This window comes from Streptomyces sp. NEAU-174, from assembly GCF_052665095.1.
The window spans coordinates 238,057-263,827 of sequence record NZ_JBQTCE010000016.1 but is presented as its reverse complement, the minus strand read 5'-3'; the positions used below and the strand labels follow the sequence as shown (position 1 = coordinate 263,827).

Genomic DNA, 25,771 nt, shown 5'->3' with positions numbered 1-25,771 from the left:
ATGGTCGCGGTCGCCGGTGGTATGCACTGCGCCGAGACCACTGCCCAGGCCCGCCTCGAGGCGAAGCCCCTGTTCGAGATGGCCAAGCTGTCCACCGACGCATATGAGCGCCTGTCGAAACTGTCGAAGGACTACGCCTACATGGGCGCTGTCAAGGACATCGACTTCAACGACGAAGAGTACATGTTCGAACACTCCCAGGGCTTCATGGTCGGCGACCCCGACCACTGCATCGAACACGTACAGCGATACGCCGACATGGGCGTCGACGCACTCGTCCTACGCGTCGACAGCCTCCCCCACCACCAGCTGATGCGCTCGATCGAACTCTTCGGCAAATACGTCATCCCCCGCTTCAAAAACCCCCGCAACGTCGTGCGCTCGGCCGACGACATCCTCGCCGAGATCCGAGCCGCCCGCCCCGCCCACGAAGAAGCACTCCGCCAGTACAACGACACGCACAACCCCAGCCACCACAAGGAGACCAGCCGATGACCACCCTCTACAACCACGGCACCGGCAACATCCTCACCGAACACCACCACAACGGCATCCTCCAGATCACGATCGGCGTCCCAATACACGGAGCGGTGCGATGACCGGCGACCTGGGCTCCTTGTCCTTCGAGCCGTTGACCCCGACGTCGTATCTGGATCGTGCTGCGGCGGCGCATGGGGATCGGGTCGCAGTGGTGGATGGGCGGTCCCGGTGGACCTATGCGGAGCTGCGTGATCGGTGTCAGCGGTTGGCGGGCGGGTTGGCCTCGTTGGCCGGGGGACGTCCGGTGGCGGTGCTGGCACCGAACACGCATGTGTCACTGGAGGCGCACTACGGGGTGCCGTGGTCGGGGGTGCCGCTGGTCGCGGTGAACACCCGGCTGTCGGCGGGCGAGGTCGCCTACATCCTGGAGCACTCCAAGGTGTCCGTGCTGATCCACGACCCGTCGTTCGACGCATTGGTGGACGAGGCCCTCGCCCGGCTGGACGCCCCACCGCACCGGATCAGGGCGGGGCGGGAATACGAGGATCTGCTGGCCGCGGCGGAGCCGCTGCACCTGACCCCGACCGACGAACGGTCGCTGCTGTCGATCAACTACACCTCGGGGACCACGGGCCGCCCGAAGGGCGTGATGTACCACCACCGGGGCGCGTTCCTCCAGGCCGTGGCGATGGTGGGACACACCGGACTGACGCCGTCGAGCGTGTACCTGTGGACGCTGCCGATGTTCCACTGCAACGGATGGACGTTCCCGTGGGCGGTGACCGCGGCGGCTGGGACGCACGTCTGTCTGCCGAAGGTGAATCCGGAGGAGGTCTGGCGACTGCTCCGGGAGGAGGGCGTCACGCACCTCAACGGGGCGCCGACGGTGCTGTCGATGATCGCCTACGCCCAAGAGGCCGCACCCCTGGACCGCACGGTGCGGATCGCCACCGGTGGGGCGCCGCCGTCGCCGGCGATCCTGCGGCGAATGGCGGCGCTGGGGTTCGAGGTCACGCACCTGTACGGGCTGACCGAGACGTACGGCCCAGCGATGCTGTGCGACTGGCGCCCGGAGTGGAACGACCGCGACGCCGCGGCACAAGGGCGGCTCAAGGCGCGCCAGGGCGTCGGGAACATGATCTCGTGCGTGCCGCGGGTGATCGCGGACGACGGCACGGACGTCCCCGCGGACGGTGTCACCACGGGGCAGATCGCGCTGCGGGGCAACAACCTCATGCTCGGCTACCTCGACGACCCCGAGGCCACCCTGGCAGCGGTGCCGGACGGATGGTTCCGGACCGGGGACATCGGCATCCTCCACCCCGACGGGTACGTGGAGCTGCGTGACCGCTCGAAGGACGTGATCATCTCGGGTGGGGAAAATATCGCGTCGGTCGAGGTGGAGCAGGCGATCATGGACCATCCGGCGGTACTGGAGGCGGCGGTGATCGCGGTGCCGGACGAGCACTGGGGTGAGGTCCCTGCCGCCTATGTGAGCCTGCGGGAAGGCGCCACGGCCACCGAGGCGGAGATCATCGAGCATGTGAAGGGCAGGCTGGCCCGGTTCAAAGCGCCGAAGACGGTCACGTTCACCGAGTTGCCGAAGACCTCCACCGGGAAGATCCAGAAGTTCGTGTTGCGGGACAAGGCATGGGCCGGGAGCGAGAGCCGCATCCGGTGAACGACAGGAACGGGCCGGCGGCACGCGAGGTTGTCTCAGAACGTGTCAAGCCTCGTGCCTTCACGAGGCAGGGGCTGCGGCAGGTGGTCGCCGTCGTCCTCATGTGGCGAGGGCGCATCGGGTTGTTCAAGCGCAGTGGATCTGTCCAGCATGATGCGGGCTTGTGGCACTGCATCACCGGACATCTGGACGCTGACAGCGACCCGGTACGGCAAGCCATCCAGGAGATCTGGGAGGAGACTCTGCTCCCCGCCCGCGCTCTGGAGCAGCTGACCGCGGGCCCCACGCTGCGTCTCGCTGACCCTCGCGGCGGGCCGGACTGGACCGTGCACACTTTTTTGGCCTGCACCAGTCAACGCCGGCTCACTCTCAACTGGGAGCACACGGCCTACCGGTGGGTACGGCCCTGGAAGCTGTCACAGTTCGACGGGCAGGTCGCATGGCTGACAGATGTCCTGCGAGCAGTCGACTCTCTGCCATCAGCCAAGGCACGTGATAACGCCGCGTCTTAAGGCCGGTGCGAACCGGTCCGGCGCCCTGGGCCAGCCGATCAGGTGGCCCGAATTCAAGCAGAATGCTCGATCTCAAAGGCACATCCTGTGCAGTCGCGGAGTGATTCGTCTTCTGGCGGAGCAGAACGCGAAATCCCTAAAGCATGGTGCCGAATGCGGAGGTGGTCTGTGATGGTGACGGAACTGAGGCCGTCCGGCGGCAACGGCGGTCCTGCCCAGGCGGAGGAGGTTGTTGCGCTGGAGTCGGTCGAACAGCGGGTGCTGTGGCTGTCCACCGCGATCATCGATCACGCCAACCGGGTGCGGCCGAACCCTTCGGGGCTGAAGGTGGGCGGCCACCAGGCGTCCAGTGCCTCGATGACCTCGATCATGACGGCGCTGTGGTTCCACGCGCTGACCGCCGAGGACCGGGTGTCGGTCAAGCCTCATGCCTCACCGGTGTTGCATGCGATCAACTACTTGCTGGGCGAGCTGGACGAGTCCTACCTGACCACACTGCGCGCCTTCGGCGGCCTCCAGAGCTACCCCAGCCGGGCCAAGGACCCCGACCCGGTCGACTACTCCACCGGTTCGGTCGGTATCGGCGCCACCGCTCCCCTGTGGGGCGCTCTCGCCCGGCGCTACGTGGAGGGGCGCTTCGGCGGTGCCGGGAGGGGGCGCCAGTACTCCCTGCTCGGCGACGCCGAGCTGGACGAAGGCGCGATCTGGGAGGCCATCCAGGATCCGATGGTGCCGGGCCTGGGCGAAGTGGTGTGGGTGGTCGACCTCAACCGGCAGTCCCTCGACCGAGTCATCCCCGGCGTCGCCGCGGACAAGCTCCAGGGCATGTTCGCCGCGGCCGGCTGGCAGGTGATCTCCCTCAAGTACGGGCATCTCCTTCAGGCGTTGTTCACCCGGCCCGGCGGCGAGGCCCTGCGCGCTCGTATCGATGCCATGGGCAACCCCGAATACCAGCGCCTGCTGCGCTGCTCCGCCGACGAACTGCGCGAGCGCTTGCCCGGCACCGGCTCCACCGCCGGACCGATCGCCGACCTCATCGCCCCCCTGGACGACGCCTCGCTCCTGGCGGCGCTGCGCAACCTGGGCGGCCACGACATCGGCGCGCTGTCGGATGCGTTCGCCGGTGTCGACGACACCCGCCCGACCGTGATCTTCGCCTACACGGTCAAGGGCTACGGGCTCCCCACCGAGGGCCACCCGCAAAACCACTCCTCGCTCCTGACGGTCGACCAGATGAGTGCACTGGCCGACCGCCTGGGAACCGATCTCGACGACCCGTGGAGGCGTTTCGGTGCGGGTTCGGCGGAAGCGGCCCTGTGCGCGGCGGCCGCCCAGCGACTGCACCGCCCCGAACAGGCGCCCCAAGAGCCCCCTGCCGTCCCCGCCGACCTGGCGCGCCCGGCCCCTTCCGGCATCGGGAACACTCAGCAGGCTCTCGGCCGCGTCCTGCTGGATCTCACCCGGCGGGCGCCGGAGGCGGCCGCCCGGATCGTCACCGTCAGCCCGGACGTCAGCTCCACCACCAACCTGGGCGGCTGGCTCAACAAGGTGGGCGTGTGGTCGCCCACCGAGCGCACCGACTGGTTCGCCGACGACGCCGAGACCATCCTGCACTGGCGCGAGCAGCCGGCCGGTCAGCACGTGGAGCTGGGCATCGCGGAGACCAACCTGGTCGGTCTCCTCGGCGAGCTGGGCGCCACGTGGAGTCGGTGGGGCCAGCCGCTGCTGCCGATCGGCGTCGTCTACGACCCCTTCGTCAACCGGGCCCTGGAGCCTTGGTCGTTCGGCATCTATGCCGGTGGCCAGTCGATCCTGGTCGGCACCCCCTCCGGTGTCACCCTCGCCCCGGAGGGCGGTGCGCATCAGTCGATCACCACCCCCTCGCTGGGCATCGAACAGCCCGGCTGCGTCACCTACGAGCCCGCGTTCGCGATCGACACCGAATGGTGCCTGCTCACCGCACTCGGCAACTTGGCCAGTCCAGGGGGCAGGTCGGCCTATCTGCGACTGTCGACCCGACCCATCGACCAGTCGACAGCCGCGGTGCCCAGCGACCCGGCCGCTCGCGAACGCCGTCGCCGGCAGGTGACCGCCGGGGCCTACCGGCTGCGGCAGCACGAGAAGCCCGTGGTGACACTCGCCGCGATGGGCGCCTTGATCCCCGAGGCCCTGGCCGCCGCCGACCGGCTCGCCGCCATCGGCCACGGCGCCGACGTGGTATGCGTGACCAGCCCGGACCTGCTCTTCCGCGCACTCCAGGCCCGTCGCGGCCTGTCGGACGACCCGACCTGGATCCTCGACCAGGTCTTCCCCCTCGACCGGGCCACCCCGCTGGTCACCGTCCTGGACGGGCATCCGCACACCTTGGCTTTTCTGAGCACGATCCAGAACGTTCCCGTCAGCACCCTCGGCGTGACCCGGTTCGGCCAGTCCGGGGCGATCGAGGACGTCTACCGCTACCACCGCATCGACACGGACAGCATCGTCACCACCGCCCTCGACCTCATCGATTGAGCGAGAACCCGGAGCCTCTGCGTGCAGGGGATTCGCCTCTCATACCCCGTCCGGCGGCACGCCCCTGTCCTGCCGAAAAGACGTACCGCCGGACGGTCCCGGTGCGGCCGACCCGCACCACCCTCCATGGGGCAACAGTTCCCCACCCACTCCGTCCGGCGGCACGGCGCGGCACCCGCCCTGACACGCCGCGCCCTGCCGCTGGACGGTCACAACCAACCTGTCCGCCTTTCCCACGGCGAGCCGAGCAGACACTTCCACCCAGACGATTGGACATGTGATGAAGGCTCTGAGCGGAATCGAACGAAAATGGTCCGGGGCTCCGGCCGTCCCCCGACCAGCCGCACCGTCAGCCAGTCGTCGCTATCTGGCCGTGGGTGGCAGGATCGGCGAGGTCGTCTCCAGGCCGTCCGCAAGCGCCTCCGTCGCCAATGAACGCCAGCAGCGCAATGCCGAAGGGTTCCTCCGCTGATGCGCATCGTCCTCGTCGGGCCGCCGGGTGCTGGTAAGGGCACTCAGGCCACACGCCTGGCCGAGAAGCTGACGATCCCGCACGTCTCCACGGGCGATCTGTTCCGGGCCAACATCAGCCGGCAGACCGAGCTCGGGAAACTCGCGAAGGTCTCCATGGACGTCGGCAATCTCGTCCCCGACGAACTCACCATCGAGATGGCGAAGGACCGCATGCGACAGCCGGATGCCGAGAACGGCTTCCTGCTCGACGGTTTCCCGCGCAACGTCTCGCAGGCCGAGGCGCTCGACGAGCTGCTGAAGACCGAGGCCATCAAGCTGGATGCGGTTCTTGACCTCGAAATCCCCGAGGGGGAGATCATCGAGCGCATCGCCGGCCGGCGCATCTGCCGCAGCCAGTCGGCACACGTGTTCCACGTGTCGTACAGCCCGCCGAAGAAGCAGGGCGTGTGCGACGTCTGCGGCGGTGAGCTCTACCAGCGCGACGACGACTCCGAGGAGACCGTCCGCAAGCGGCTCGAGGTCTACTACACGCAGACCGAGCCGATCATCGAGTACTACAAGACGCAGGGCCTCGCGGTCACGATCTCCTCCCTGGGCCCTGTGGACGAGGTCACGCGGCGGGCGTTGGAAACCCTCAAGCGCGAGGACGACGGCAAGTAGCCGCCAGCATGTCTTCCGCCCACACACATGGCGGCGGCGGGCGTGTGCCCAGAGCGGAGTGCCCCTTGACGTCCAGGGGGGCCTGACCGGCAAGAACGTCACAAAGCATCCAACGGAACCGCGCGGCCCGGTCCGGATGCTGATCGCCTTCCAATGTCTTGGCGGTCCCCCGCAGGCTGAACCTGTGCTCCTTCAACAGCCGACCCACCGTGGGCGCAGTCACCCGATGGCCCTGCCGGACGAGTTCGGCAGCCAGGTGCCGCAGCGACTTCGCCGTCCACCGCGGCGCTCGGCCACGGCGGCGTTCGCCTGGTCGCGCCTGCGCCCCGGCGCCCGCGGCGACGTGGCCATCGGGGTGGACAGGCTCTGAGACTCGTCCACCGCACCTGGGGTGATACGGGGGAATCGCCCATCCTGGTCGCCAGGAGCAGCACGCGCATGTGGCAGATCGTCCAACGCCTCGAAGATGCCCGGGCGGAAGGGCGCCTGCGGAGCTGCGGATTTCCCGCAGCGGCTCAGGGGGCTGACTCCGCGTTTCCTGCATCCGGTCCGATGTGTTCTGGACGGCGTTAGTCTGTCTCGCGGTCAGGCCGGGTGCGAACGTGGCGGTCGCGTCCGGCGCCATAACCGGCAGCGGCCATGACCAGGCTCAATGCGGTGAGGAGAAGGAGGGCACCAGTCCAGCTGCCGGTGGTGTCGTGGAGGACGCCCAGAAGAAGGGGTCCGGCCGCGGCGACGAGATAGCCGATGGACTGAGCCATCCCGGCCAGGGCTGTGGTCTCGCTGGGACCAGTGGCACGTTGGCTTTGGAAGCTCAGGGCGAGCACGAGACAGGCACCGGCGCCCAACCCGAGAAGAGTGCACGCCGCGAGTGCGAGCGCTGGAAAGAGGAGCAGGAGCGCGAAGCCTGCGGCGACGATCGCTGAGCCCGTGGCAGCAGCGAAGCGCTGGTCGTGGCGGCCTCGAGTGATCAAAGGCAGCAGCATGCTCGTGACCAATGCGACGAGCTGGTAGTAGAACAGCATCCAGCCGGCAGATGTGGTGCTCATGCCCTGCTGACCGAGCATGCTGGGCAGCCAAGCGACGGCGGTGTAGAAGGCAAGGGATTGCAGGCCCATGAAGAAGGACACCTGCCACGCCAGCCAGGATCGCCATGGTGTTCGAGCGTGTGTCCCACGAGACCGCACGCCGCCGTCCGGGCGGGAGCCGCGTAGCCGAGGCAACCACACGGCGAGAGCGGCGACGGCGACGACCACTCCCCAGGCCAGGGCGGAATGCCAGGTTCCGGGTAGGACCCCGGCAAGCGGGACGGAGATGCCGGACGACAGAGCGGCGACCACTCCCATAGCGGTGACGTAGAGAGCGCTGACGGTATGAACCCGCGGGCCGGGCACGTGGGTGCGAATCACCGTAGGTAGCAGGACGTTGCCAACTGCGATCGCCACCGAGAGGATCACGGTTCCGAGGAACAAACAGGCAAGCGAAGGCAAGGACCGGATCACGGTGCCCGCTGCCAGCACTGCGAGGGCGGCCACGAGGAGGCGGGTGGTGCCGACCCGGTGCGAGGTGCGCCCGACGAAGGGCGAAGTCACAGCAAACACAAACAGCGGCAGGGTGCTCAGTACGCCTCCCTCTGACGCGGTCAACCCGGTGTCGTGCTCGATGGCCGGCAGCAGTGTGCCCACACCCGTCAAGGTCACGCGCAGGTTGGCCGCCACCAAAAGGATCGCGATCAAGAGGCCGGCCGAAAGGGCGGGCGTAGTAACCGGCGCCTTCGGGGTTGCGATCCGGTCGGCCTTCGTAGCCGTGGTGAGGCCGGCGCGGGAGTTCCTCGAGGTGGTCACTTCTGTCGTTCCGTTCCGGTCTCGGTGAGCTTCACGATCTCGGTGGCGCAGTAGCGCGCACCGACCTCGTCTTGCGCGGCGATCGCCTCGACGAGACGCCTGTGCAGAAGGCAGTGCTCCGCGGCCGTCGCGCTGGGCCAGAGCATGCCGCCGATCTGTTCGGTGACCGCGATGCTGAGGACGTCGTACACCTCGGTAAGAAGGGTGTTCCCACTGGCACTCACCACGGCCTGGTGGAAGCGGGTGTCGATCTCCGCGATGGCGGCCATCTCCGGTGAATCCGCCGTCGCCTCGGCCTCGTCGAGGAGGTCCCGAAGGCGATTCAGGTCGTCTTCGGTACGCCGCAACGCGGCCAAGCCCGAGGCGTACTCTTCCAGTACTGCGCGCAGTTCCAGCACGTCGCTCCGCCTCGAGGTGTTGGCGCGCCTCATCAGTACCGAGTGCATTTCGCTCGACGTCCGGACGTACGTCCCGTCACCCTTCCGAGCCTCCAGCAGGCCCAGATGCACCAGCGCGCCGAGCGCCTCGCGCACCGTCGTACGCCCCACACCGAGTTGCTCGACCAGATCATGTTCGGGCGGAATCCGCATCCCTACAGGCCATGCGCCGGATGTGATCTGCTCACGAAGGGTGTCCACCAGTTGCGCCGACAAGCTCGCGACGCGGCGCGGCGCACGAAGATCTCTCATAAGGCGACCCTAACACCGAATGTCTGACATCTGTACGGGAACGCTCGGCCCAGGTGAGCGGTCGGTAACCTTTTTCCTTTTCGCCCGTCTCTTGACTCCGCTGATACCAGGACATACGTTGAATGTGAATCACCCATAACGTTAGTCGTCAATAACGACGAGAGAGTCGGTACGGACGTCATCGTCATGGCTGAGGGGCGATCCCCGCAGGATCCCCGGTGGCCTGGCGCCGCCGTACCGCGCCCGAGACGTTCCTCTCCGGCCCCCGCCCCACCGGGAACACCCCCTGGACAGCACCATGAATCACAACCTGCCCGTGAAGCTCGGCAACAGCCTTGAGACAGTCTCATCCGCTCGGACAGATGTGGTCTTCCCTCTGCCTCACATTCCAGAAGGTCTTGCCGCCGTCCGCCGATGCGCCGCCCGCGCTATGCAACAGTGGCGCATCCCCTCGGACCTTGCGGACGATGCGCTTCTGGTCGTCTCCGAACTGATCACCAATGCGGTCGTTCACGCCCTTCCCCCTGCGTCGCTGTGCCTGTCCCGGCAGGGTGGCCGGGCCGCGTGCGCTGTCCGCATCGAGGTCACGGACGCGGGCCCGGCGCTGCTGCCCCACCGCGGCCGGTCTCCTCGGCTACCCGAGGAGACCGGCCGCGGGAGTGCCATCGTCGCCGCACTGTCCGCCCGCTCCGGAACCACGACCTACCAAGGCGGAACCACTCGATGGGCGGAAATCCAATAGTCCACGCCCTGACCAGGCCCCTCGGCGTCCACCCCGCACGGCAGCGTGCGGTCGCGCGGCAGACGTGTCACCTGCATCTGGTGGAGGCGGTCAAGGGGGAGCTTCGTGAGCAGCGGCCCGGTCTTGTACTTGGCCAAGGGGTCATGCCGGCCCGAAGACTGTGCCAGTGCGGCCGGCCGCAGCCCAGCGCGGCGGTCAGGCAGAGCCGCGGCGTCCAGGCTTACTGGGCACGGCAGGTCCTGAGGTAGCTGAGGAACGATGCCTGTAGCCCCGTCACGTGCGTTTCGTGCATGAGTGCGCTGGTGACGGATCCGCTGCGTGAGGCGAGGCGGTGGAGGAACGTGGCCGTGTTCTTCGTGAGATTCTGGTAGACCGCCAGGTCCCCGAGGATCTCTCGGTCGTTGAAGGTCACGTGAAGCTTGGTAGCAGGCAGGGTGTCACCCATTGCTTGAAGACGAGCGAAGACCTGACTGTCTGCATGGACAATGCCGGGGCTGCCCGCGCCGATGCTCTCGAAGAAGGTGCCACTGGTGAGCCAGGCGTAGAGGCTGAAGAGTCCGCCGTAGGAATAGCCGAAGAGGCCGTGACCGCTCGGGGCTGTGCCGTAGTCACGTTCGATCCGCGGGTGTAGGTCGTCGGTAAGGAAGTTCAGGAACATGTCCCCGCGGCTGTCGCTCAATTCAGCGAGGTAGGCGTCGGCTTGCTCACGAGTCGTCGTGCCCGCTTCGACCCCCATCTCCACCGCATCGATGTACTCCTTCGCGATGGGTTCGCCGGGGGGCACCAGGTCTCGGTTGCGCAACCGCTCCCAGCGCTCTGCTTCCTCGCCCGCGTACCCCACGCTGACTTGCACGTAGGGCTGAATCGACTGCATGGGGTCCAGTTGCGTGACGATGAGTGGGGCGGTCATGCCCACGGTCCAGTTGCCGTCGAGCACGTACACGACAGGCGCTTGCGCCGCGGCAGGGTCGTAGAGCGGTGGCGTGGTGACCCAGACGCCGTAGTCGTGCCCACCGCTGGAGCGCATCTCGAAGTAGTCGGTGTTTGCGAGGCAGCCCTGCCACATGGTGCTCATCTGAGGTCCTTTACGATTCGGCCGGCCTGGATTACGAGGACGGCGTTGGTGGGGTCGGCGAACAGTTCTGGGTCTTCGAGCGGGTTGCCGTTCCACAGAACGAGGTCTGCCTGCGCGCCGGGAGTGATGACACCCACCTGGCCGGACAGGCCGAGGATCTCGGCGTTGGTCCGGGTCGCCGCCACGAGCGCTTCCATCGGCGTCTCGAGGGCCGCGCGCAGGCTGAGTTCTTTGCCGCGACGGTCCTGGGCCGGGCCGATGAGGTCGGAACCCAGCCCGATCCGTACTCCTGCGTGCTTGGCGACAGCGAGCGCCTCCGTCATCTGCTCGTGTACGCCCTTGGCTCGGTCGCGGGTCGACTCGGCGAGACCGGCTCCGGCGGTGTCGTGCAGCAGTTGCTCGACGACAGCGAACGTGGGCACGAGGGCAACCTCGCGAGCGGCCATCAGGGTCGCTGTGGATTCGTCGAGGCTGGTGCCGTGCTCGACACAGCGCACCCCGGCCTCGACCGCATTTCGTATGCCCTCGTTGTTGTGGGCGTGGACTGTCACGTAGGTGTTGCGTGCCGCAGCTTCTTGAACTGCGACAGCGATCTCTTCGACGGTGAACTGGGTGTCGGTCAGTCGATCACGTGCGCCCACCACTCCGCCGGTCACGCAGAGCTTCAGGAAGGAGGCTCCGCGACGGAAGGCTTCGCGGACGTTGTGCCGCAGTTCGTCCGCGTTGCCTGCCATCATGGAGAGGGCGCACAGGCCCGGGATGTGGTGGCTGCTCCACAGCTCGGTGGGTTCCCATTCGGCTCCGTAGTAGCCGTGGCCGCCGATCTGGCACTGAACAGGTCCGCACGACAGGACGCGCGGCCCTCTGACCTTGCCCTTCGCGATCGCGGTGACGACACCGCCGTCGATTCCGCCGGTGTCGCGAACGGTGGTGAAGCCGGCGTCGAGCGTCGCGCCGGCCGTGGCGAAGATGTCCGCCGCGATCTCGGCGGCGCTTATCCGAAACGAGAAGTGCGGCTGGATCGGGCTCGACAGGCCCAGGTGGACGTGAGCGTCGATCAGGCCGGGCGTCATCGTCAACCCTTCGGCATCGAAACGCTCGCCGTGCGCGCTCAAGGCCCCGAGTCGGGTGATGCGGCCGTTCTCGATAGTGATGTCGAGGTTGCTGGGATCGCGCCCCGTTCCGTCGATGACCGTCGCGCCGACTACCTGAGCAGGTCCCATAGTCGATCCTCCGCCGTTGCGAGCTGACTGCGACCATGTGCGAAGCAACACGGAACCGCCCATCCATCTTTTCCAATGGATAAACTGTGGGAGTGATCCTGTCAACCTCGGAACGCAAGGGCAGCGCGCGCGAGCGACTCCTGGCACGGCTTCTCGACGCCTTCGGCGAGGCCCTGCCCCCGCCGGAGATGTCGCTCCGTGAGATCGCCGCCCGGATCGAGACCAGCCACGCCCTGCTGCGATACCACTTCGGGTCACTCTGGGGCGTCTTGGCCGCCATGCTCAAGGCGCAGCGATCCCGTGACAACGAGGCACTTCTGGAGGTCGCCCAGCAGGGCACCTTCGACGATTTCGTCGTGGCGATCTGGCGTACTTACACCCGGCCGGAGCAGCTGTCGCGTGTCCGCGGCTTCTTCTACGTCGTCGGACTGGCCGCGTACGGCCCCGAGGACTTCCGTGAGTTCGTGGAGTCGATCGACGACCTGACCGCGATGCTGTCCTCACTCGCGGAACGCGAAGGGCTCGACACGAAGGAAGCGAGGGATGTGGCCACCGTCACCATTGCCGCGATTCGCGGCCTCCTCTTGCAGGAAGTCCTGACTCCCGGAACCCGCTCGGAGGACGCGGTCACCTTGATCCTGCGCATGAGAGAGGGCCGATCCGTTCCACGATCACGTCCGGAGCGTTGAGCAGACCCTCGACCCTTGCCGCCGCCTCACCCGATCCCTCGGACCCTGTCCGCGAAGGCGCTGACAAGCAGCCTCGACCATTTCCTGCTGGCAGAGTCGGTCTTCGCTCACGCCTGCGACAGCCACGGCCCCGTAGCTGTCGCGTCCGGAGCCGACCTCACCTTTGTGGCCCTGCCTATGTCCGCCGAGGTGGTCGTCAACGCGGCCGGCCCATGGCCGGGACAGCTGAACCGGCTCGCCAAAGTGGGCGGCGACTTCACCCGTCGGTCTGCGGCCGCTGCGCCAGGAGGTGCACCACGTAGCGGCGCCCACCGGCTACCACGACGCCGGCGGCGACGGGCACGCACCGGTGCTGGTCGATCACTCAGGGCTGGCAGATATATTTCGTAGCTCGATATATGCTCGATGCATGACCAGACAGAATCCGCCCTTGACGGAACCGCAGTACTTCATCCTTGCTGCACTCATGGATGGTCCGTTGCACGGTTACGGCATCATCAAGGCTGCCGAGCAGGCCACCGACGGGCGGCTCCGGATCGCTGTCGGCACTCTCTACGGCGCGCTGGAGCGGATGGAGCGGGCCGGGCTGGTGGCCGCCGGTCATGAGGAGATCGTGGACGGGCGGGCGCGGCGCTACTACCGGCTCACCGAAGACGGCACCGAGGCGCTCCGCCGGGAGGCGCTGCGGATGCAGCAGGCGGCGGCCGTCGTCATCGGACACGCGCGGGATGCCGGAGCGGCCCCGGCATGAATCGTCTGCTGCTTGCGGCCTATCCCGAGCCCTACCGTTCCCGGCAGGGAGAGGAGTTGCTGGCCTGCCTGGACGAGGCGTATCCCGGCCGCTCCTGGCCCCCGACGCGGGAAGTTGCCGCCTTGCTGCGCGCCGGGGTGCAGGCCCGCGCCCGCGCCGTCGTCGACGACACGGCCCGGCCGTGGTGGCTGGACGGCATCCATCTGGCCGCCCTGACCCTCGCCGCGCTGGCGCTGGTTCCGTACTTGCAGGACGTGTGGCACTGGGCACTGCACATCGACCCCGGACAGCACGCCATCGCCTTCCGCTTCTCCGGCTGGTACCCGTGGGCCGAAGGGCCCACGCGGATACGGCTGCTGCCCTACGGGCTGCTCCCGCTGGGCTGCCTGATCGCTCTGCTGCGTGGCAGAGCGTGGATCGCGCTGCCGGCCGCGGCAGCCATGATCTGGGCCGGCGCCACGTCCCACGGCCGCACCGTCTTCGGCGACGAGGGCAAGGCGGGCCTGGGCTACTACGGTCTTGGCGCCCCGATAACGGCCCGTGACCTGGTGCTCTCGGGGGCACTGTGCGCCGCGTGCGCCGTGCTGGCGCTCTGCCGTCCCAGCCGTCTGCGACGCCGCTCGTACCGCTGGCTGGCCCCCGTCGTGCTCGCCATGTTCGTGGCCGGGGGCCTGCACATCATCTCCGTCAGTCCGGCCTTCCAACGCGGCTTGTTCGTCCTCGAAGTCGCGGCGCTGATCGCCGCGTGGGTGGCGACGGCCGCCACCGGCGACTACCGGTGGCTGATCCCCGTCGCGGCGGTCGCGTTCATCCGCACGCAGGCGATCGTCGTCCAGCCGGACGCGTTCATGCAGTCCTTTCCGGACCTGGTCGTCCTCCTTCTCCTGATCGCACCCCTCCCGGTCCTGGCGATCACCGCCCAGCGCCGGGAGAACCGGGCGCTCGCCGATTAGGAGCGCACCCCCGGTGGGCCGACCGAGCCCGGCGGCCCACGTCGCGCCGCAAGACGTGCGTGACCGCACTCCCCCCAACGGAAGAAACAGAACGATGACTCAGCACGATTCCCCGTCCCTACCCGCGCACCGTCCGGGGGCCTCAAGGCAGGCCCCCGAAGGCCCCAGCCCGTCGCGTACGACACGGCCGTGGATGCCGGCTCTGCTGTACACCCTGGGGTTCCTGACGGTCTACCTGCTCGCCATCTGCACCCCGTGGGGGCAACGAGCTGAAAACCCCTGGTTTTATCTCGGTAAACAGGGCGGCGAAGAAGCATGGATCTACCCCCTGTCAGGAGCGGCCTACGGCTCGACGCCCCTGCCGCCGATGGAGTTGAGTGCCAAGCCCACGCTGATGGTGGGCCTGGCCGTCATCGTGGTCCTCACCCTGGTGCGGCGGTGCTGGCGGCAGGGCTGCGCGGCGCTCGGGGTCGTCATTCTCACGGCCGGAGGCAACGATGTGCTCAAATCGACCATCCTGCCCCGCCCCGATCTGGTGGGCGCGCCTGAGAATCTCCTTGATCAGGGTTTCCCCAGCGGGCACTCGGCCATCCCCGCCGCGCTGACCCTCGCCGCCGTCCTCGTGGTGTCCCCCCGCATCCGCCCCTACGTCGCCATGGCCGGTGTGCTGTGGCTCGCCTGCATCGCCGCCGCCAGCGCGACCATGGGCGGCCACCGGCCCAGCGAAGTGCTGGGAGCCACGCTGTTGGCCTGTGCCTGTTACGGCCTCGCGACCTGGCTGCTGCCGCCGGCCGCCGCGCCAGGTGCCACGCGGAGCCCCCGTGCGCTGCCCGTCATCACCCTGACGCTGGCACTGGCCGTCGCCCTCGTTTCCGGCGCACGGAACGACACCCTCACAAGGTCACTGGTCTCCGCGGCGACGGCCTTCATATGTGCGGCCCTGGTCTGGTACGCCGCAGTCGGGCGGCCCGCACACACCGCACGCCGCACACGCCCCGCACTGGACTGACCACCCGGCCGGCTCCGGGCGGGAACCGGCGCATCCTGGAGAATCCGGCAGGTGAACCCATTGCGTTCCGGTCTGGAACGTGGACGCGATCGCGTCGATCACCTCCCGGTGATCACGCCACCGGCCACCACGCTTCGGTGTCCGGTCCGGGAGCAACGGCTCGATTCGCATCCACTGCGCATCAGTTAACCGGCACGCCCGGACCAACGATCGACTGATCCAAACGAAACTGCCTAGTCGGATTGAGCGCCATCGGCGTCCGTCCCGCTGCGCCGGGCTATGAGTTCATCCTCGATACGCCGGAGCGTGGCATTGACGATCTCGATGGTGGCGGGGTCGTCGATGATGCCCCGGAGGGTCCGGTCCCAGTTGTCGCGGAGGATCTGGTGATTCTGGTGGGCCTTGTCGGTGGGGTACAGGCGCACGCCTCGGGCGTTGCGGTCGTCCACGACGCGATCCACGAGCCCCCTCTTCTCCAGGCCGCGCAGTACCCGGCTGAAGTTGCTCGACGGAAGCAGGGTCGCCTCCGACGCGGCTCGCGCGGACGTGCCGGGGTGGTGGTGGATGTACCGCATGACGCTGATCTCGATCGGCGTGCACGGCTCGAAGGCGGGGTCCGTCGGGGGCCGAAGCTGCCGCCCCACGGCGAAGACCAGGTCGGCCAGCTCGTGGAGACTGGCGGCTTTGACATCGCTCATGTCACGAGGATACCTTCCTATCGCTTGATAGCTGTCAATTGATAGCATTGAATGGCGGACGCCCCCGCGCCTCGAAGGCCGTGGCGCTGCTCAGGCAATCCACCGACTCATGGATGAGGAATCCCCTATGGACATCAGCGGAGCCGTAGTACTCGTGACCGGAGCGTCGTCAGGCATCGGAGGGGCCACCGCACGCGCCGCCTCCCGCGCCGGTGCGCGCGTGGTGCTCCTCGCTCGCCGCGAGGAACGCATCCGACAGCTCGCCGAGGAACTCGGCGAGTCCGTGGCCCTGGCCGTGCCATGCGATGTGACGGACCGGGCCCAGGTCGCGGCGGCCGTAGAAGCCGCGATCGAGAAGTTCGGGCGGATCGACGTCCTGGTGAACAACGCAGGCCAGGGGCTGCAAGCGACCGTCGACGCCATCGACCCCGAGGACTTCCGGGCCGTCCTCGAACTCAACCTCGTCGCACCCCTGACCGCGACGCAGGCCGTCCTTCCGCACATGCGCAAGCAGGGAGCCGGGGCCATCGTGAACGTGGGCTCCGGGATCATCTGGTCGTCGCTGCCCGGATCCGGCGCATACTCCGCCTCCAAGGCCGCCCTCGCCAAGCTCTCGGCCATCGCCCGCGTCGAGCTCACCGACGACAACATCGCCGTGTCGATGATGTTCCCGTCGATCACCGAGACCGAGTTCGTCAGGACGGTCCGCGGCGACGTCGCAGGCGCGCTGAAAATGGAGGGCTCCAGCGGCTTGGTACCCCAGTCGCCCGAGGGCGCCGCCGACACAATCCTCGATCTGATCAGGAGCGGCGCCGAGCAGGCCGACCTCGTACCGGAGGAGTACGGCGGCACGCTCAAAAGCTGAGCCACCGAAACTGAAAACACCCCGACGCACGTCATGCGGTCGGGCGGGCAACGCCTTCCGCTGCTGTCGACGAAGCACAGCCGGCAGCGGTGGAAGGACACGCACCACCCGGTCCGTTATCGAGGAAGAGACACGGCAAATGGAGATAGGCGTAGGGCTGCCGGGTCATGTCACCGGCGTTGAGGAGCGTACGTTGGTGACGTGGGCGCGGCGGGCTGAGGAGCGGGGATTCGCCTCGCTGATCGCCAGCGACCGCCTGGCCTGGTCCACTCCGGAACCCCTGATCACACTGGCCGCGGCGGCCGGGGCCACCGAACGCATCCGGTTGGTCACCAGCGTGCTGCTGGCCCCGCTGCACACCAACCCCGCATTGTTCGCCAAGGCCGCGGCGACCTTGGACCGGATCGCGGGCGCCGGACGGCTCCATCTCGGTCTCGCTCCCGGAGCCCGCGAAGACGACTACCGGGCGAGCCACCTGGACTTCCGTACTCGAGGGCGTGCCCTGGACACACTGGTGGAACGCGTCACCGCCATCTGGCGGGGTGAAGAGGAGGTGGGTCCGGCCCCGGTCACCCCCGGAGGGCCGCCACTGTGGTTCGGCGGCGCATCACAGGCGACGCTGCGGCGTATCGTCTCCCACGGCACCGGATGGATCGCCGGAACCGGCGGAGACATCGACGAGTTCATCACATTCGCCACCCGCCTCCACAGCCGCTGGAAGGAGGCCGGCAGGCAAGGACGTCCGCGCACCAGGGCCACGGCGATGTTCGCCCTCGGCGGCCACGCACACCGATCCCTCGCCCGCGCCGTCAACGACTACTACGCCTTCGCCGGCCCCGACTACGTCCGGACCGTCATCGACACAGCGGCCACCACCGCCGACATGATCCACGCAACCGTCACCGCCCACGAAGCAGCCGGACTCGACGAACTCGTCTTCGTGGGCAACGACACCGACCCGAAGCAGATCGACCTGCTCGCCGACATCCTCGGGGACAAACTCACCTCCCCGAACAGCACAACCAGGGCGCCGGACCGCTCACATCGAAGGAACCAAGATGCCGAACGAGCTGAACCACTTCATCGTCCACTGCCGTAACCGGCGAGAGTCCGCTGCGTTCCTGGCCGACCGATGGCCGCCCCCGCCCCCTTCGACTACGGCCGGTTCACGCAGGTCAACACATCAAACAACGTCGGCATCGACTTCGCCGACGACAAGGTGACCGGCGAGGACGACCGGCTCTTCCTCAAGGAGCACGTCGGCGACGACCTGCTGGTCTGCTTCGGCCACTCCGACTGGGTCCGCGCCCGCGAACAGGGCCGCCACACCGGGGAGCTGGAACCCGAGCACCGCCTGGCACTGGAGGAGCTGCGCATCGCGGTGGACGGCCGCACCAAGGACTGGGAGACCTTCCAGAGGCAGGCGGTCGAGTTCCATCTGCGCAACGCCCGCGCCTGGGCCGACCGCGCCACCGGCCAGGACCTGAGCACCCAGGTCGACCCCGACTTCCAGCACGGACCGGCAGCTCTGTCCGAGGCACCCATCGCCGGCCCCACGGCATCGAGCTGAACCCCGCTCATCCACATCCGCAACCCCAGTCGACAGGACCCGCATCCCCCGGTCGGAAGCCGAACGCGGACAGCTGCTGCGGGCCCTGGCCGGCAACGCCATCCGCAGCAGTCTGGAACGCCACTTCGGCATCACCCTGGCCTTCATGAACTGCCACCGGGTGGCCGCGTTCCGACCCGGGACCGAAAACGGCGCCACATATGCGAAGTTCACCTCCACGCGCTCCCAGATCCTCAACCAGTCACCCGAGTTCCGCGACTGCTGAGCCGCGCAGCACATCTGAGCCCCGGGCCGCTGGTCCGGGGCTCAGGTGCGCTGGGTACGCTGCCGCCTCTTCAGCGACTGTCCGGGGTGACCACCACATCGTGGTAAGGGTCCTTGGGCGCGGGAACGCGGTCGACGATGGAGACGTCGAGGGCCGGGCTGGCGTCGTCGGTGCCCAGCTTTCCGGTGGGGCGCCAGGTGCCGGTGACCGTCACCCAGGTGTCGGCGGGCGGCGCGGCGGGCCCGTGCACCCGCACCTTGCGCACTTGCGCATCGGCGGCGCAGCAGCTGATGACCAGGCGGCTGACGTACCAGGTGCCGTGGCGGCCCGGGGTGACGAAGCCGGTGAGGCGCACGGTGTGGCCCTTCAGGGTGCGGTCGGTGTCCCAGACCGCCCGGGAGCTGAAGTCGTTCAGCGACATCTCGACAACGCCTTTGTCGGGCAGGGCCGGGAAAAGACTGTCACCGGTGGTGGAGGCGGGGGCCTTGGGGGCCTTGGCGTCGTCGCGGGAGGCAGTGTAGGAGCCGAGTGCGGGCGGCGCCAGGAAGAGGATGGTCAGGGCCGGTACGTACAGCAGCCAGGCGACCTTCGGCCCGCCCGCGTGGCTGTGGCCGTGGCCGTGGTCCGCTTCGTTGCCCTGGTCCTGGTCCTGAGCGTCACCATGCGTGCGGGGGCGGTTGAACGGAAAGCCGTCGCGGGCGGCGCTCACCGCGCCGAGCGCGATCAGCAGCACCCCGGAGGCGATGAGCGCGGGCCGCAGCCCCGGGCGCACATAACGCAGATACAGATCGGTCAGCAGGGAGATGTGCAGCAGACCGACCCCGAGGAAGAGGAGCAGCAGCACCTGGATGTTGCGCTTCACAGCAGCCACCACCCCACCAGAGCGCTGCACGCCACCGCCACCACCCAGGTGGCCGACGAGAAGCGCACCGCGAAGGCGCGCCCGAAGGTGCCGGACTGAAGGGCGATGAGCTTCAGGTCCACCATCGGGCCGACCACCATGAAGGCGAGCCGGGCGGTGGGTGAGAAGCCGGTCAGCGAGGCGGCGACGAACGCGTCGGCCTCCGAGCACACCGCGAGGACCACCGCGAGCAGCCCCAGCATGGGCAGCGACAGCCACGGGGAGTCGGAGAAGAGCCGCAGTACCGAGTGTGGCACCGCGACGTTGAACGTGGCGGCGGCCGCCGCGCCGACCACGAGGAAGCCCCCGGCGTGCAGGAAGTCATGCTGGAGCGAGACCCGGAACTCCTCCGCACGGCTCGCGCCGGGCGCGTGCCCGACCGGTCCCTTCGGCAGCCGCAGCCACTCCTCGCGGCCCGCCCGGATCCACAGCCAGCCCATGGCCACGGAGGTCAGCAGCGAAGCGATCAGACGGGCGGCAACCATCTCCGGGTTGCCGGGGAAGGCCACATAGGTCGCCACCAGCACGATCGGGTTGATGGCCGGGGCCGACAGCAGAAAGGCCAGCGCCGCCGCCGGGGCCACCCCCCGCCGCATCAGACTCCCGGCCACCGGCACCGAAGCGCACTCACACCCCGGCAGCACCACCCCGGCGGCACCGGCCACGGGCACGGCGAGCGCCGGATTGCGCGGAAGCACCCGGGTGAACACCCACGCCGGTACGAACGCACTGATCGCGGCCGACACCACCGTGCCCAGCAGTAGAAACGGCACGCCCTGGATGACGATCGCGGTGAACACCGTCCGCCACGCCGCCACCGCCCGATCGTCGAGCGCTGTGGTGATGTCCGGCCCCAGCACGATCGCGACTCCGCCGAGAAGCACCACCGGGGCCCCAGCGATCAGCGCCTGAACGGCGACGCGCGCCGCTGTGCGCAGTCCACCGGACTGGTCGGCCCCGTCCGCTCCGTCGGGGCGCCGCGGCAGCGTCCGGCCGCTGCTCTCATGCGGCGGCGCTATATCGACATCACTGTCCATTCGTCTCCCCATAACGGCTTTCGCCACGGCGGCATCCGGGCTCACCTTAACGGCGGCGGATGGGCGGCAGACACACCATCACGCATGAAGAGACATTCACATGGCCATGGATTTCATTTTCATCTACTCTCTATGCATACCGCTTCCCGCCGAGTGCCAGTGAGGTGATCCGCCGTGAGCAGCCGGAGGACCCGGCAGCGAACCGCCGTCCTGCGCGTCCTCACCGGCTGTCAGGACTTCGTCTCCGCGCAGGAACTGCACACGCTGCTGACCGCGGCCGACGTTCCGATCGGGCTGACCACGGTCTACCGGGCCCTGCGGGATCTGGAGGCGACCGGTGGCGTCGACGTCGTACGCGACGAGGCGGGAGAACGGCTCTACCGCCCGCGGCCCGCCGACGGACACCGTCACTACCTGATCTGCCGCTGCTGCGGCCGCAGTCGGCCGGTGGACTCCGAGATCGTGGAGCGATGGGCCGACCGGGTCGGAGCGGACACCGGATTCGCCGCGGTGGAGCACACCGTCGAACTCACCGGCATCTGCGGCGACTGTCAGCCCGCCACCGACGAAGGAGAACCGTCGCCATGCCACTGGGAGCCCGCCCGGGGCAGAGCCCGCAGCTGCGCGAGCTGAGGCAGTCCGTACGGCGCCTGCTCGGACTCGACGACGACACAGCCGTCGTCATCCGGCAACTCGCCTGCGCCGAACCCGGCTGCCCACCCCTGGAAACGGTCATCGCCGTCCTTCCCATGAACGGCCAGGCCCGCCGATGGGCCCTGCACACCACCGCCGAAGAGATCACCGAGGACGACCTGCGAACCGCCCTGCTCACCCCGTCCCCCGAAGGAGCCTGAATGACCACGCCCACCCTCGACGAGCCCCGCGACGAGCGCGTCCCCGTCACCGTCCTGACCGGCTTCCTCGGCTCCGGCAAGACGACCCTGCTCAACCGCATCCTCACCGAGCAGCACGGACTGCGCATCGCCGTCATCGAGAACGAGTTCGGCGAGGTCGGCATCGACGACGCCCTCGTCCTCGACTCCGAAGAAGAGATCTTCGAAATGAACAACGGCTGCATCTGCTGCACCGTGCGCGGAGACCTCATCCGCATCCTGGGCGCGCTGATGCGCAGGCGCGAGAAGTTCGATCACATCCTGATCGAGACCACCGGTCTCGCCGACCCCGCCCCCGTCGCCCAGACCTTCTTCATGGACGACGAGATCGCCGCCCAACTGCGGCTTGACGCCATCGTCACCCTGGTCGACGCCGCGCACGTGCTCCGGCATCTGGACGAGGTCAAGCCCGAGGGCGTGGAGAACGAGGCCGTCGAGCAGATCGCCTTCGCCGACCGGATCGTGCTCCGTCGGCATCGACCTGACCGGCGAGCTCGACGAGGAACGCCTCAACCGGTGGCCGGGAACTCTGCTGCGGACCAAGGGCGTCGACATCTTCCGCTCCAAGGGCATCCTCGCCCTCGCCAGGGCGCCCAAGCAGTACGTCTTCCAGGGCGTACACATGCTGCTCGTCGGCGAGTTCGGCCGCGACTGGCACGACGGCGAGCAGCGCCGCAACCGACTGGTCTTCATCGGCCGCGACCTCGACCGGGAGGCCCTGGAGCGCGGTTTCGCCGACTGCCTGGCCACCGCCGGAGCCGCCGCATGAACATCACCGCATCCGACACCGACCTCGCCACCGCCTGGGACACCGCCGTCGACGACGCGCCCGTCGCTCTCAACGCCCGCCAGGATCTGATCGCCGTCGCGGGCGCGGCGGGCACGATCTGGATCCTGGACGCCACCACCGGTGCGGGCATCGGCACCTTCGAACTGCCCGGCGGGGCCCTGAGCGTGGCCCTCGCCCCGGACGCCCGGCACGCGGCCGCCACCGGGCCCACCGGCTACGCCCTGTGGTGCAGGGAGGACGGCCGTACGACGGTTCGCGACACCGGCGCCTGGTCCGCCACAGCGGCGTGGGCGGACAACGAACGGGTCGCCATCGCCGCCGGACGCCGTGCCCTCGTCCTCACCCCGGACGGCGAGGAACGGTGGGCCACCGAGCCCGCGGCCACCACCGTCACCGACCTCGCCTGGCTGCGCCAGGGTCGGCGGCTGGCCGTCGCCGCCTACGGGGCCGTGCGCTGCCACGAACGGCACACCCTCAAGCCGGTGATGACCTACCCCTACATCGGCTCGCACCTCGCGCTCGCCGTCGCCCCCACCGGACGGTGGATTTGCAGCGGCAACCAGGACGCCTCCATCCACATCTGGCGCGCCCGCGATGCGGGCGAGCTCACCATGTCCGGCTACCCGGAGAAGGTCTCCCGCCTCGCCTTCGACGACACCGGTTTCTGGCTCGCCGCCGACGGCGCCCCCGACGTGACCGTCTGGGACTTCTCCGGCAAGGGCCCCGCCGGCACGGCCCCCCGCTCCCTGCGCTGCCACGAGACCATCACCGCGCTGGCCTGGGCCGGGCCCGAGCTGCTGGTCTCCGCCCACCGGGACGGCCGGATACGCGCCCACCGGCTGCCTTCCCGGACCACGCTGTGAGTCTCGTTAAGGCCACGATCGGGGCCGCCCGCGACCGGCCGTGCACCCTGGTCGTCTGCCGTGGCTGCTGCTGCGGCAACCCGCGCAAGCAACCCCATGTCGACCATCAGTGGCAACTCGACCAGTTGCGCGCCGCAGCCGCCGATTCCGGTGGGTGGCTCGCCGTCCGCACGACGGACTGCCTCGGCCCGTGCGGCCAAGCCAAGAGGGCCCGACGGTCCAACCGTCGGGCCCCGCTTCGGTGTGGAGAATGCGCCCTCGCCAGGCCGTGAGGCCGTCAGTTGAGGTGGGCGGCTCCCGCCGGAGAAGGGACCGCACGCAGCCGGTCGGGAAGTGTGTCATCGTCCGGCATCCCCCTCCGTAGCCACGCGCTCAGCGCCTCGGCGTCGGCCACGGTGGCGATCGGTCCCAGCCGCGCCACAGGTCCGCTGGGCCTGCGATCCACCGCACACGGCTGGACGGCAGCGTACAGCCCATGGCGACGACGGCAGTCCAGGAGCTTGCCGAGACATCCGGTGGAAACGAGGACGCCGTGCGAAGAGCCTTGAACGGCCTTGCGCAGGCTCTCCATCACCTCATCGCCGTCGCCTTCCCCACGACAGCTCCCGCAGACGACAAGAGTGAAGGGGCGGTTCGGACGGTCGTCCGGTCCCTGCGACATGAGGCTCCTCCGAGGCAACTGAGGCGAACGTCAGGTCGACGCGACCGGACAGCTAACGGGAGCCGTAGGGAATCAGGGCCATCTCGCGCGCGTTCTTGATGGCGCGGGCGATCTGGCGCTGCTGCTGTCGTGTCACATGGGTCACCCGGCGGCTGCGTATCTTGCCGCGGTCGGAGATGAACTTCCGCAGCAGGTCAGTGTTCTTGTAATCGACATAGGTGATGCCGGCGGCGTCGAGCGGGTTGACGCGGGGGCGCTTGGCTCCCCGGCGGTCGGTGATGGTGGTGCGGCGGGCCATGAGTGAATCCTGTCCGTTGAGCGTGGGGCGCCGTCAGGCGACCGGGTCGAGCAGTTCGTCGAAGGCGTGCGGCAGCCGGCTCCAGGCGTCCGGCCCGGCCGCGTACTCGGCGTCGGTCAGCAGACACGAGTCGAGCAGGGCCAGCAGCCCGTCGCGGTCGAGGCCGGGCGAGGTGAAGGTGAGGTGCTGACAGCGGTCGCCGTGGTCGGGGTGCCAGTCCAGCGCGGCGGCCACCCGCCGCTCCGCCGGGACCATCTCCCAGGCGGCGTCCGGCAGCGCGGCCAGCCACGGCCCGGCCGACTCCACACACAGCGCACCGCCCGCCGCGTCCCACGACAGCAGGGTGTCCCCCCGGTCCGCCAGCCAGAAGCGGCCCCGGCTGCGGGCCGCGGCACAGCTCAGGTCTTCCAGCGCCTCGTAGAGACGGCCCGGGTGGAAGGGACGGTGGCGCCGCCAGACGAGGGTGCTCACTCCGTGCTCATCGCTGTCCTGTGGCAACAGTGCGCAGGCCGGGTGCTGACGGGCGGCCGCCGCCGCGATGTCGAAGCCCTCGAGGAGGGCGGGCCCCAGGGCCCCCTCGCCGAGCCGCAGCTGCCGTGCGCCCGGGGTGAGTTGGGTGAGCAGGGCCAGATCGCCGTCGTCCGCGGGCTCTTCGGACGTCTCGTCCTCGGCGACGGCGATCACCGTGGGGTACTCCAGCTGCCGGGCAAAGGTGTCCGCGATGGTGCGCTGGTCGGTCGGGGCGGCGGCGAGACCGGCCTCGGCGAGATCGTCACCGTTCGCGAGATACGGCACCATCAGGGCCGGATCGACCGCGGTGGCCACCCCGGTCAGCTCCAGCGGCGCGCCCTCGGCCGCGATGACGGCGGCCATGGCCTGGGGCTCGACCGAGTCCCACAACTCGACCACCGCGAGCCGGTGCCCGCCGCCCGTGGCCAGGCGCAGCAGTTCGGGAACCATGTCCTCGCGCAGCGCACAGCACGCGCAGTCGTTCACCAGCGGCGCCTCGCCCTCGCCGAGCGGCCCGGAGGCGTCGCGTACGGTGCGGCGCACCGCGCGGTCGGTGGCGGCGGACAGGTCGTGGTGCAGCGCCACGGAGCCGGGCACCGTGCGCAGGATCTCCTCGACGGCGGCACGGCGGGCGTCGGCGTGCAGTCCGCCCACGACCGCCACGGCCAGCCGGTTCTCCTCCGCGGTCACCGGCCCCTCCCCCGGTGTCCGTAGCGCCGCTCGAACCGCTCGACGCGGCCCGCGGTGTCCACGACGCGCTGGTTGCCGGTGTAGAAGGGGTGGCTCGCCGAGGAGATCTCGACGTCGATGACCGGATAGGTGTTGCCGTCCTGCCACTCGACGGTCTTGTCACTGGTGGCGGTGGAGCAGGTGAGGAAGGCGAAGTCGGCGGCCCGGTCCCGGAAGACGACGGGCCGGTACGCGGGGTGAATTCCGGGCTTCATGGCGGTCAGCGCTCCTCACGGAAGTCGACGTGGCGGCCGGCGACCGGATCGTACTTGCGCAGGGTCATGCGGTCGGGGTCGTTCCGCCGGTTCTTGCGGGTCACATACGTGTAGCCGGTGCCCGCCGTGGACCTCAGCTTGATGATCGGGCGTAGTTCATTGCGTGCCATGCACACCAGC

Annotated in this window: 28 protein-coding genes and 6 pseudogenes; 20 read left to right on the top strand and 14 right to left on the bottom strand. The window is 68.8% G+C overall.

Annotated features, from left to right (window positions below):
• From ACT2CW_RS38130 to ACT2CW_RS38110, 5 genes and pseudogenes are all read left to right on the top strand, one after another.
• Positions 1–495, top strand: a pseudogene (locus ACT2CW_RS38130) (hypothetical protein); the annotation flags it as partial.
• Positions 496–595: 100 nt separating this feature from the next.
• Entirely contained in the window at positions 596–2,161 is a 1,566-nt protein-coding gene (locus tag ACT2CW_RS38125) for an acyl--CoA ligase family protein (RefSeq protein WP_445519885.1), read from the top strand.
• Positions 2,131–2,673: an NUDIX domain-containing protein gene (locus tag ACT2CW_RS38120; RefSeq protein WP_445519884.1), complete on the top strand. Its 543-nt coding sequence runs from the start codon at positions 2,131–2,133 to the stop codon at positions 2,671–2,673. The genes ACT2CW_RS38125 and ACT2CW_RS38120 overlap by 31 nt, the downstream gene beginning before the upstream one ends.
• 171 nt (positions 2,674–2,844) lie before the next feature.
• Positions 2,845–5,187 carry a transketolase-like TK C-terminal-containing protein gene (locus ACT2CW_RS38115; protein ID WP_445519883.1) on the top strand — a complete coding sequence of 781 codons (2,343 nt, stop codon included), beginning with the start codon at positions 2,845–2,847 and terminating at the stop codon, positions 5,185–5,187.
• 471 nt (positions 5,188–5,658) lie between these two features.
• Positions 5,659–6,321 (top strand): adenylate kinase, encoded by a 663-nt coding sequence (locus tag ACT2CW_RS38110; RefSeq protein WP_445519882.1) that lies wholly within the window; start codon positions 5,659–5,661, stop codon positions 6,319–6,321.
• Positions 6,322–6,427: 106 nt separating this feature from the next.
• On the opposite strand, the pseudogene ACT2CW_RS38105 reads toward ACT2CW_RS38110, so the two are convergent.
• The 3 genes and pseudogenes from ACT2CW_RS38105 to ACT2CW_RS38095 form a co-directional block, all read right to left on the bottom strand.
• Positions 6,428–6,607: pseudogene (locus ACT2CW_RS38105) on the bottom strand (ISAzo13-like element transposase-related protein); the annotation flags it as partial.
• 283 nt (positions 6,608–6,890) lie between these two features.
• Entirely contained in the window at positions 6,891–8,165 is a 1,275-nt protein-coding gene (locus ACT2CW_RS38100) for an MFS transporter (protein WP_445519881.1), read from the bottom strand.
• On the bottom strand, positions 8,162–8,854 hold the full coding sequence (locus ACT2CW_RS38095; RefSeq protein ID WP_445519880.1) for a FadR/GntR family transcriptional regulator: 693 nt from the start codon (positions 8,852–8,854) through the stop codon (positions 8,162–8,164). The genes ACT2CW_RS38100 and ACT2CW_RS38095 overlap by 4 nt, the downstream gene beginning before the upstream one ends.
• A gap of 298 nt (positions 8,855–9,152) precedes the next feature.
• Between ACT2CW_RS38095 and ACT2CW_RS38090 the strand changes: the two genes are divergently transcribed.
• On the top strand, positions 9,153–9,596 hold the full coding sequence (locus ACT2CW_RS38090; protein ID WP_164430811.1) for an ATP-binding protein: 444 nt from the start codon (positions 9,153–9,155) through the stop codon (positions 9,594–9,596).
• Between the two features lie 220 nt (positions 9,597–9,816).
• Here the strand turns inward: ACT2CW_RS38090 and ACT2CW_RS38085 are convergent, their stop codons facing one another.
• Complete coding sequence (locus ACT2CW_RS38085) at positions 9,817–10,671, bottom strand: alpha/beta hydrolase (protein ID WP_445519879.1); 855 nt, start codon at positions 10,669–10,671, stop codon at positions 9,817–9,819.
• Complete coding sequence (locus tag ACT2CW_RS38080; RefSeq protein ID WP_445519878.1) at positions 10,668–11,894, bottom strand: amidohydrolase family protein; 1,227 nt, start codon at positions 11,892–11,894, stop codon at positions 10,668–10,670. Before ACT2CW_RS38080 ends, ACT2CW_RS38085 begins: the two co-directional genes overlap by 4 nt.
• 86 nt (positions 11,895–11,980) lie before the next feature.
• Between ACT2CW_RS38080 and ACT2CW_RS38075 the strand changes: the two genes are divergently transcribed.
• The 4 genes from ACT2CW_RS38075 to ACT2CW_RS38060 all read left to right on the top strand — a co-directional run bounded on the left by ACT2CW_RS38075 (position 11,981) and on the right by ACT2CW_RS38060 (position 15,296).
• Positions 11,981–12,583: a TetR/AcrR family transcriptional regulator gene (locus ACT2CW_RS38075; RefSeq protein ID WP_325116937.1), complete on the top strand. Its 603-nt coding sequence runs from the start codon at positions 11,981–11,983 to the stop codon at positions 12,581–12,583.
• Positions 12,584–12,992: 409 nt separating this feature from the next.
• Positions 12,993–13,334 carry a PadR family transcriptional regulator gene (locus ACT2CW_RS38070; RefSeq protein WP_445519877.1) on the top strand — a complete coding sequence of 114 codons (342 nt, stop codon included), beginning with the start codon at positions 12,993–12,995 and terminating at the stop codon, positions 13,332–13,334.
• Entirely contained in the window at positions 13,331–14,287 is a 957-nt protein-coding gene (locus ACT2CW_RS38065) for a hypothetical protein (protein WP_445519876.1), read from the top strand. Before ACT2CW_RS38070 ends, ACT2CW_RS38065 begins: the two co-directional genes overlap by 4 nt.
• Before the next feature lie 94 nt (positions 14,288–14,381).
• Positions 14,382–15,296 carry a phosphatase PAP2 family protein gene (locus tag ACT2CW_RS38060; RefSeq protein WP_445519875.1) on the top strand — a complete coding sequence of 305 codons (915 nt, stop codon included), beginning with the start codon at positions 14,382–14,384 and terminating at the stop codon, positions 15,294–15,296.
• Here ACT2CW_RS38060 and ACT2CW_RS38055 read toward each other — a convergent pair.
• Both ACT2CW_RS38055 and ACT2CW_RS38050 read right to left on the bottom strand, forming a co-directional pair.
• Positions 15,189–15,503: a transposase gene (locus ACT2CW_RS38055; RefSeq protein ID WP_445519874.1), complete on the bottom strand. Its 315-nt coding sequence runs from the start codon at positions 15,501–15,503 to the stop codon at positions 15,189–15,191. The genes ACT2CW_RS38060 and ACT2CW_RS38055 overlap by 108 nt on opposite strands.
• Before the next feature lie 26 nt (positions 15,504–15,529).
• Positions 15,530–15,994, bottom strand: coding sequence for a MarR family winged helix-turn-helix transcriptional regulator (locus ACT2CW_RS38050; protein WP_164430817.1), 465 nt, complete (start codon positions 15,992–15,994; stop codon positions 15,530–15,532).
• Between the two features lie 127 nt (positions 15,995–16,121).
• Here ACT2CW_RS38050 and ACT2CW_RS38045 point away from each other — a divergent pair, with 127 nt between their 5' ends.
• The 4 genes and pseudogenes from ACT2CW_RS38045 to ACT2CW_RS38030 all read left to right on the top strand — a co-directional run.
• Positions 16,122–16,859, top strand: a complete 738-nt coding sequence (locus ACT2CW_RS38045) for an SDR family oxidoreductase (protein WP_445519873.1) — start codon at positions 16,122–16,124, stop codon at positions 16,857–16,859.
• 139 nt (positions 16,860–16,998) lie between these two features.
• Positions 16,999–17,958, top strand: coding sequence for an LLM class flavin-dependent oxidoreductase (locus ACT2CW_RS38040; protein WP_445519872.1), 960 nt, complete (start codon positions 16,999–17,001; stop codon positions 17,956–17,958).
• A 114-nt stretch (positions 17,959–18,072) separates the two neighbouring features.
• Positions 18,073–18,429: pseudogene (locus ACT2CW_RS38035) on the top strand (ATP-binding protein); the annotation flags it as partial.
• Positions 18,430–18,445: 16 nt separating this feature from the next.
• Positions 18,446–18,694 (top strand): annotated as a pseudogene (locus ACT2CW_RS38030) (SCO5389 family protein); the annotation flags it as partial.
• A gap of 70 nt (positions 18,695–18,764) precedes the next feature.
• Here the strand turns inward: ACT2CW_RS38030 and ACT2CW_RS38025 are convergent.
• Together ACT2CW_RS38025 and ACT2CW_RS38020 are read right to left on the bottom strand one after the other, a co-directional pair.
• Positions 18,765–19,556 carry a TIGR03943 family putative permease subunit gene (locus ACT2CW_RS38025; RefSeq protein WP_445519898.1) on the bottom strand — a complete coding sequence of 264 codons (792 nt, stop codon included), beginning with the start codon at positions 19,554–19,556 and terminating at the stop codon, positions 18,765–18,767.
• Positions 19,553–20,632, bottom strand: coding sequence for a permease (locus ACT2CW_RS38020; RefSeq protein WP_445519871.1), 1,080 nt, complete (start codon positions 20,630–20,632; stop codon positions 19,553–19,555). The genes ACT2CW_RS38025 and ACT2CW_RS38020 overlap by 4 nt, the downstream gene beginning before the upstream one ends.
• A gap of 174 nt (positions 20,633–20,806) precedes the next feature.
• On the opposite strand from ACT2CW_RS38020, the gene ACT2CW_RS38015 reads away from it, so the two are divergent.
• The 6 genes and pseudogenes from ACT2CW_RS38015 to ACT2CW_RS37990 all read left to right on the top strand — a co-directional run.
• Positions 20,807–21,265 (top strand): Fur family transcriptional regulator, encoded by a 459-nt coding sequence (locus tag ACT2CW_RS38015; protein WP_182470097.1) that lies wholly within the window; start codon positions 20,807–20,809, stop codon positions 21,263–21,265.
• Positions 21,217–21,486, top strand: a complete 270-nt coding sequence (locus ACT2CW_RS38010) for a hypothetical protein (RefSeq protein ID WP_086883004.1) — start codon at positions 21,217–21,219, stop codon at positions 21,484–21,486. The genes ACT2CW_RS38015 and ACT2CW_RS38010 overlap by 49 nt, the downstream gene beginning before the upstream one ends.
• Positions 21,487–21,933, top strand: a pseudogene (locus tag ACT2CW_RS38005) (CobW family GTP-binding protein); the annotation flags it as partial.
• Entirely contained in the window at positions 21,872–22,294 is a 423-nt protein-coding gene (locus ACT2CW_RS38000) for a CobW C-terminal domain-containing protein (protein WP_445519897.1), read from the top strand. The pseudogene ACT2CW_RS38005 and the gene ACT2CW_RS38000, both read left to right, overlap by 62 nt.
• Complete coding sequence (locus tag ACT2CW_RS37995; RefSeq protein WP_445519896.1) at positions 22,291–23,178, top strand: WD40 repeat domain-containing protein; 888 nt, start codon at positions 22,291–22,293, stop codon at positions 23,176–23,178. Before ACT2CW_RS38000 ends, ACT2CW_RS37995 begins: the two co-directional genes overlap by 4 nt.
• A pseudogene (locus tag ACT2CW_RS37990) lies at positions 23,175–23,381 on the top strand ((2Fe-2S) ferredoxin domain-containing protein); the annotation flags it as partial. The gene ACT2CW_RS37995 and the pseudogene ACT2CW_RS37990, both read left to right, overlap by 4 nt.
• Positions 23,382–23,455: 74 nt before the next feature.
• On the opposite strand, the gene ACT2CW_RS37985 reads toward ACT2CW_RS37990, so the two are convergent.
• The 5 genes from ACT2CW_RS37985 to rpmG are packed head-to-tail and all read right to left on the bottom strand — an operon-like array spanning position 23,456 to position 25,761.
• The gene (locus tag ACT2CW_RS37985) at positions 23,456–23,839 is read right to left on the bottom strand and encodes a hypothetical protein (protein ID WP_445519870.1); all 384 of its coding nucleotides are present in this window, start codon (positions 23,837–23,839) and stop codon (positions 23,456–23,458) included.
• A 52-nt stretch (positions 23,840–23,891) separates the two neighbouring features.
• The gene (gene rpsR, locus ACT2CW_RS37980; RefSeq protein ID WP_137976988.1) at positions 23,892–24,137 is read right to left on the bottom strand and encodes a 30S ribosomal protein S18; all 246 of its coding nucleotides are present in this window, start codon (positions 24,135–24,137) and stop codon (positions 23,892–23,894) included.
• Positions 24,138–24,170: 33 nt separating this feature from the next.
• Positions 24,171–25,337 (bottom strand): GTP-binding protein, encoded by a 1,167-nt coding sequence (locus tag ACT2CW_RS37975; RefSeq protein WP_445519869.1) that lies wholly within the window; start codon positions 25,335–25,337, stop codon positions 24,171–24,173.
• Complete coding sequence (locus ACT2CW_RS37970; RefSeq protein WP_445519868.1) at positions 25,334–25,591, bottom strand: type B 50S ribosomal protein L31; 258 nt, start codon at positions 25,589–25,591, stop codon at positions 25,334–25,336. Before ACT2CW_RS37970 ends, ACT2CW_RS37975 begins: the two co-directional genes overlap by 4 nt.
• Positions 25,592–25,596: 5 nt before the next feature.
• A complete protein-coding gene (gene rpmG / locus ACT2CW_RS37965) occupies positions 25,597–25,761 on the bottom strand; it encodes a 50S ribosomal protein L33 (RefSeq protein WP_043238828.1) in 165 nt (54 codons plus the stop codon).
• Positions 25,762–25,771: the final 10 nt, after the last annotated feature.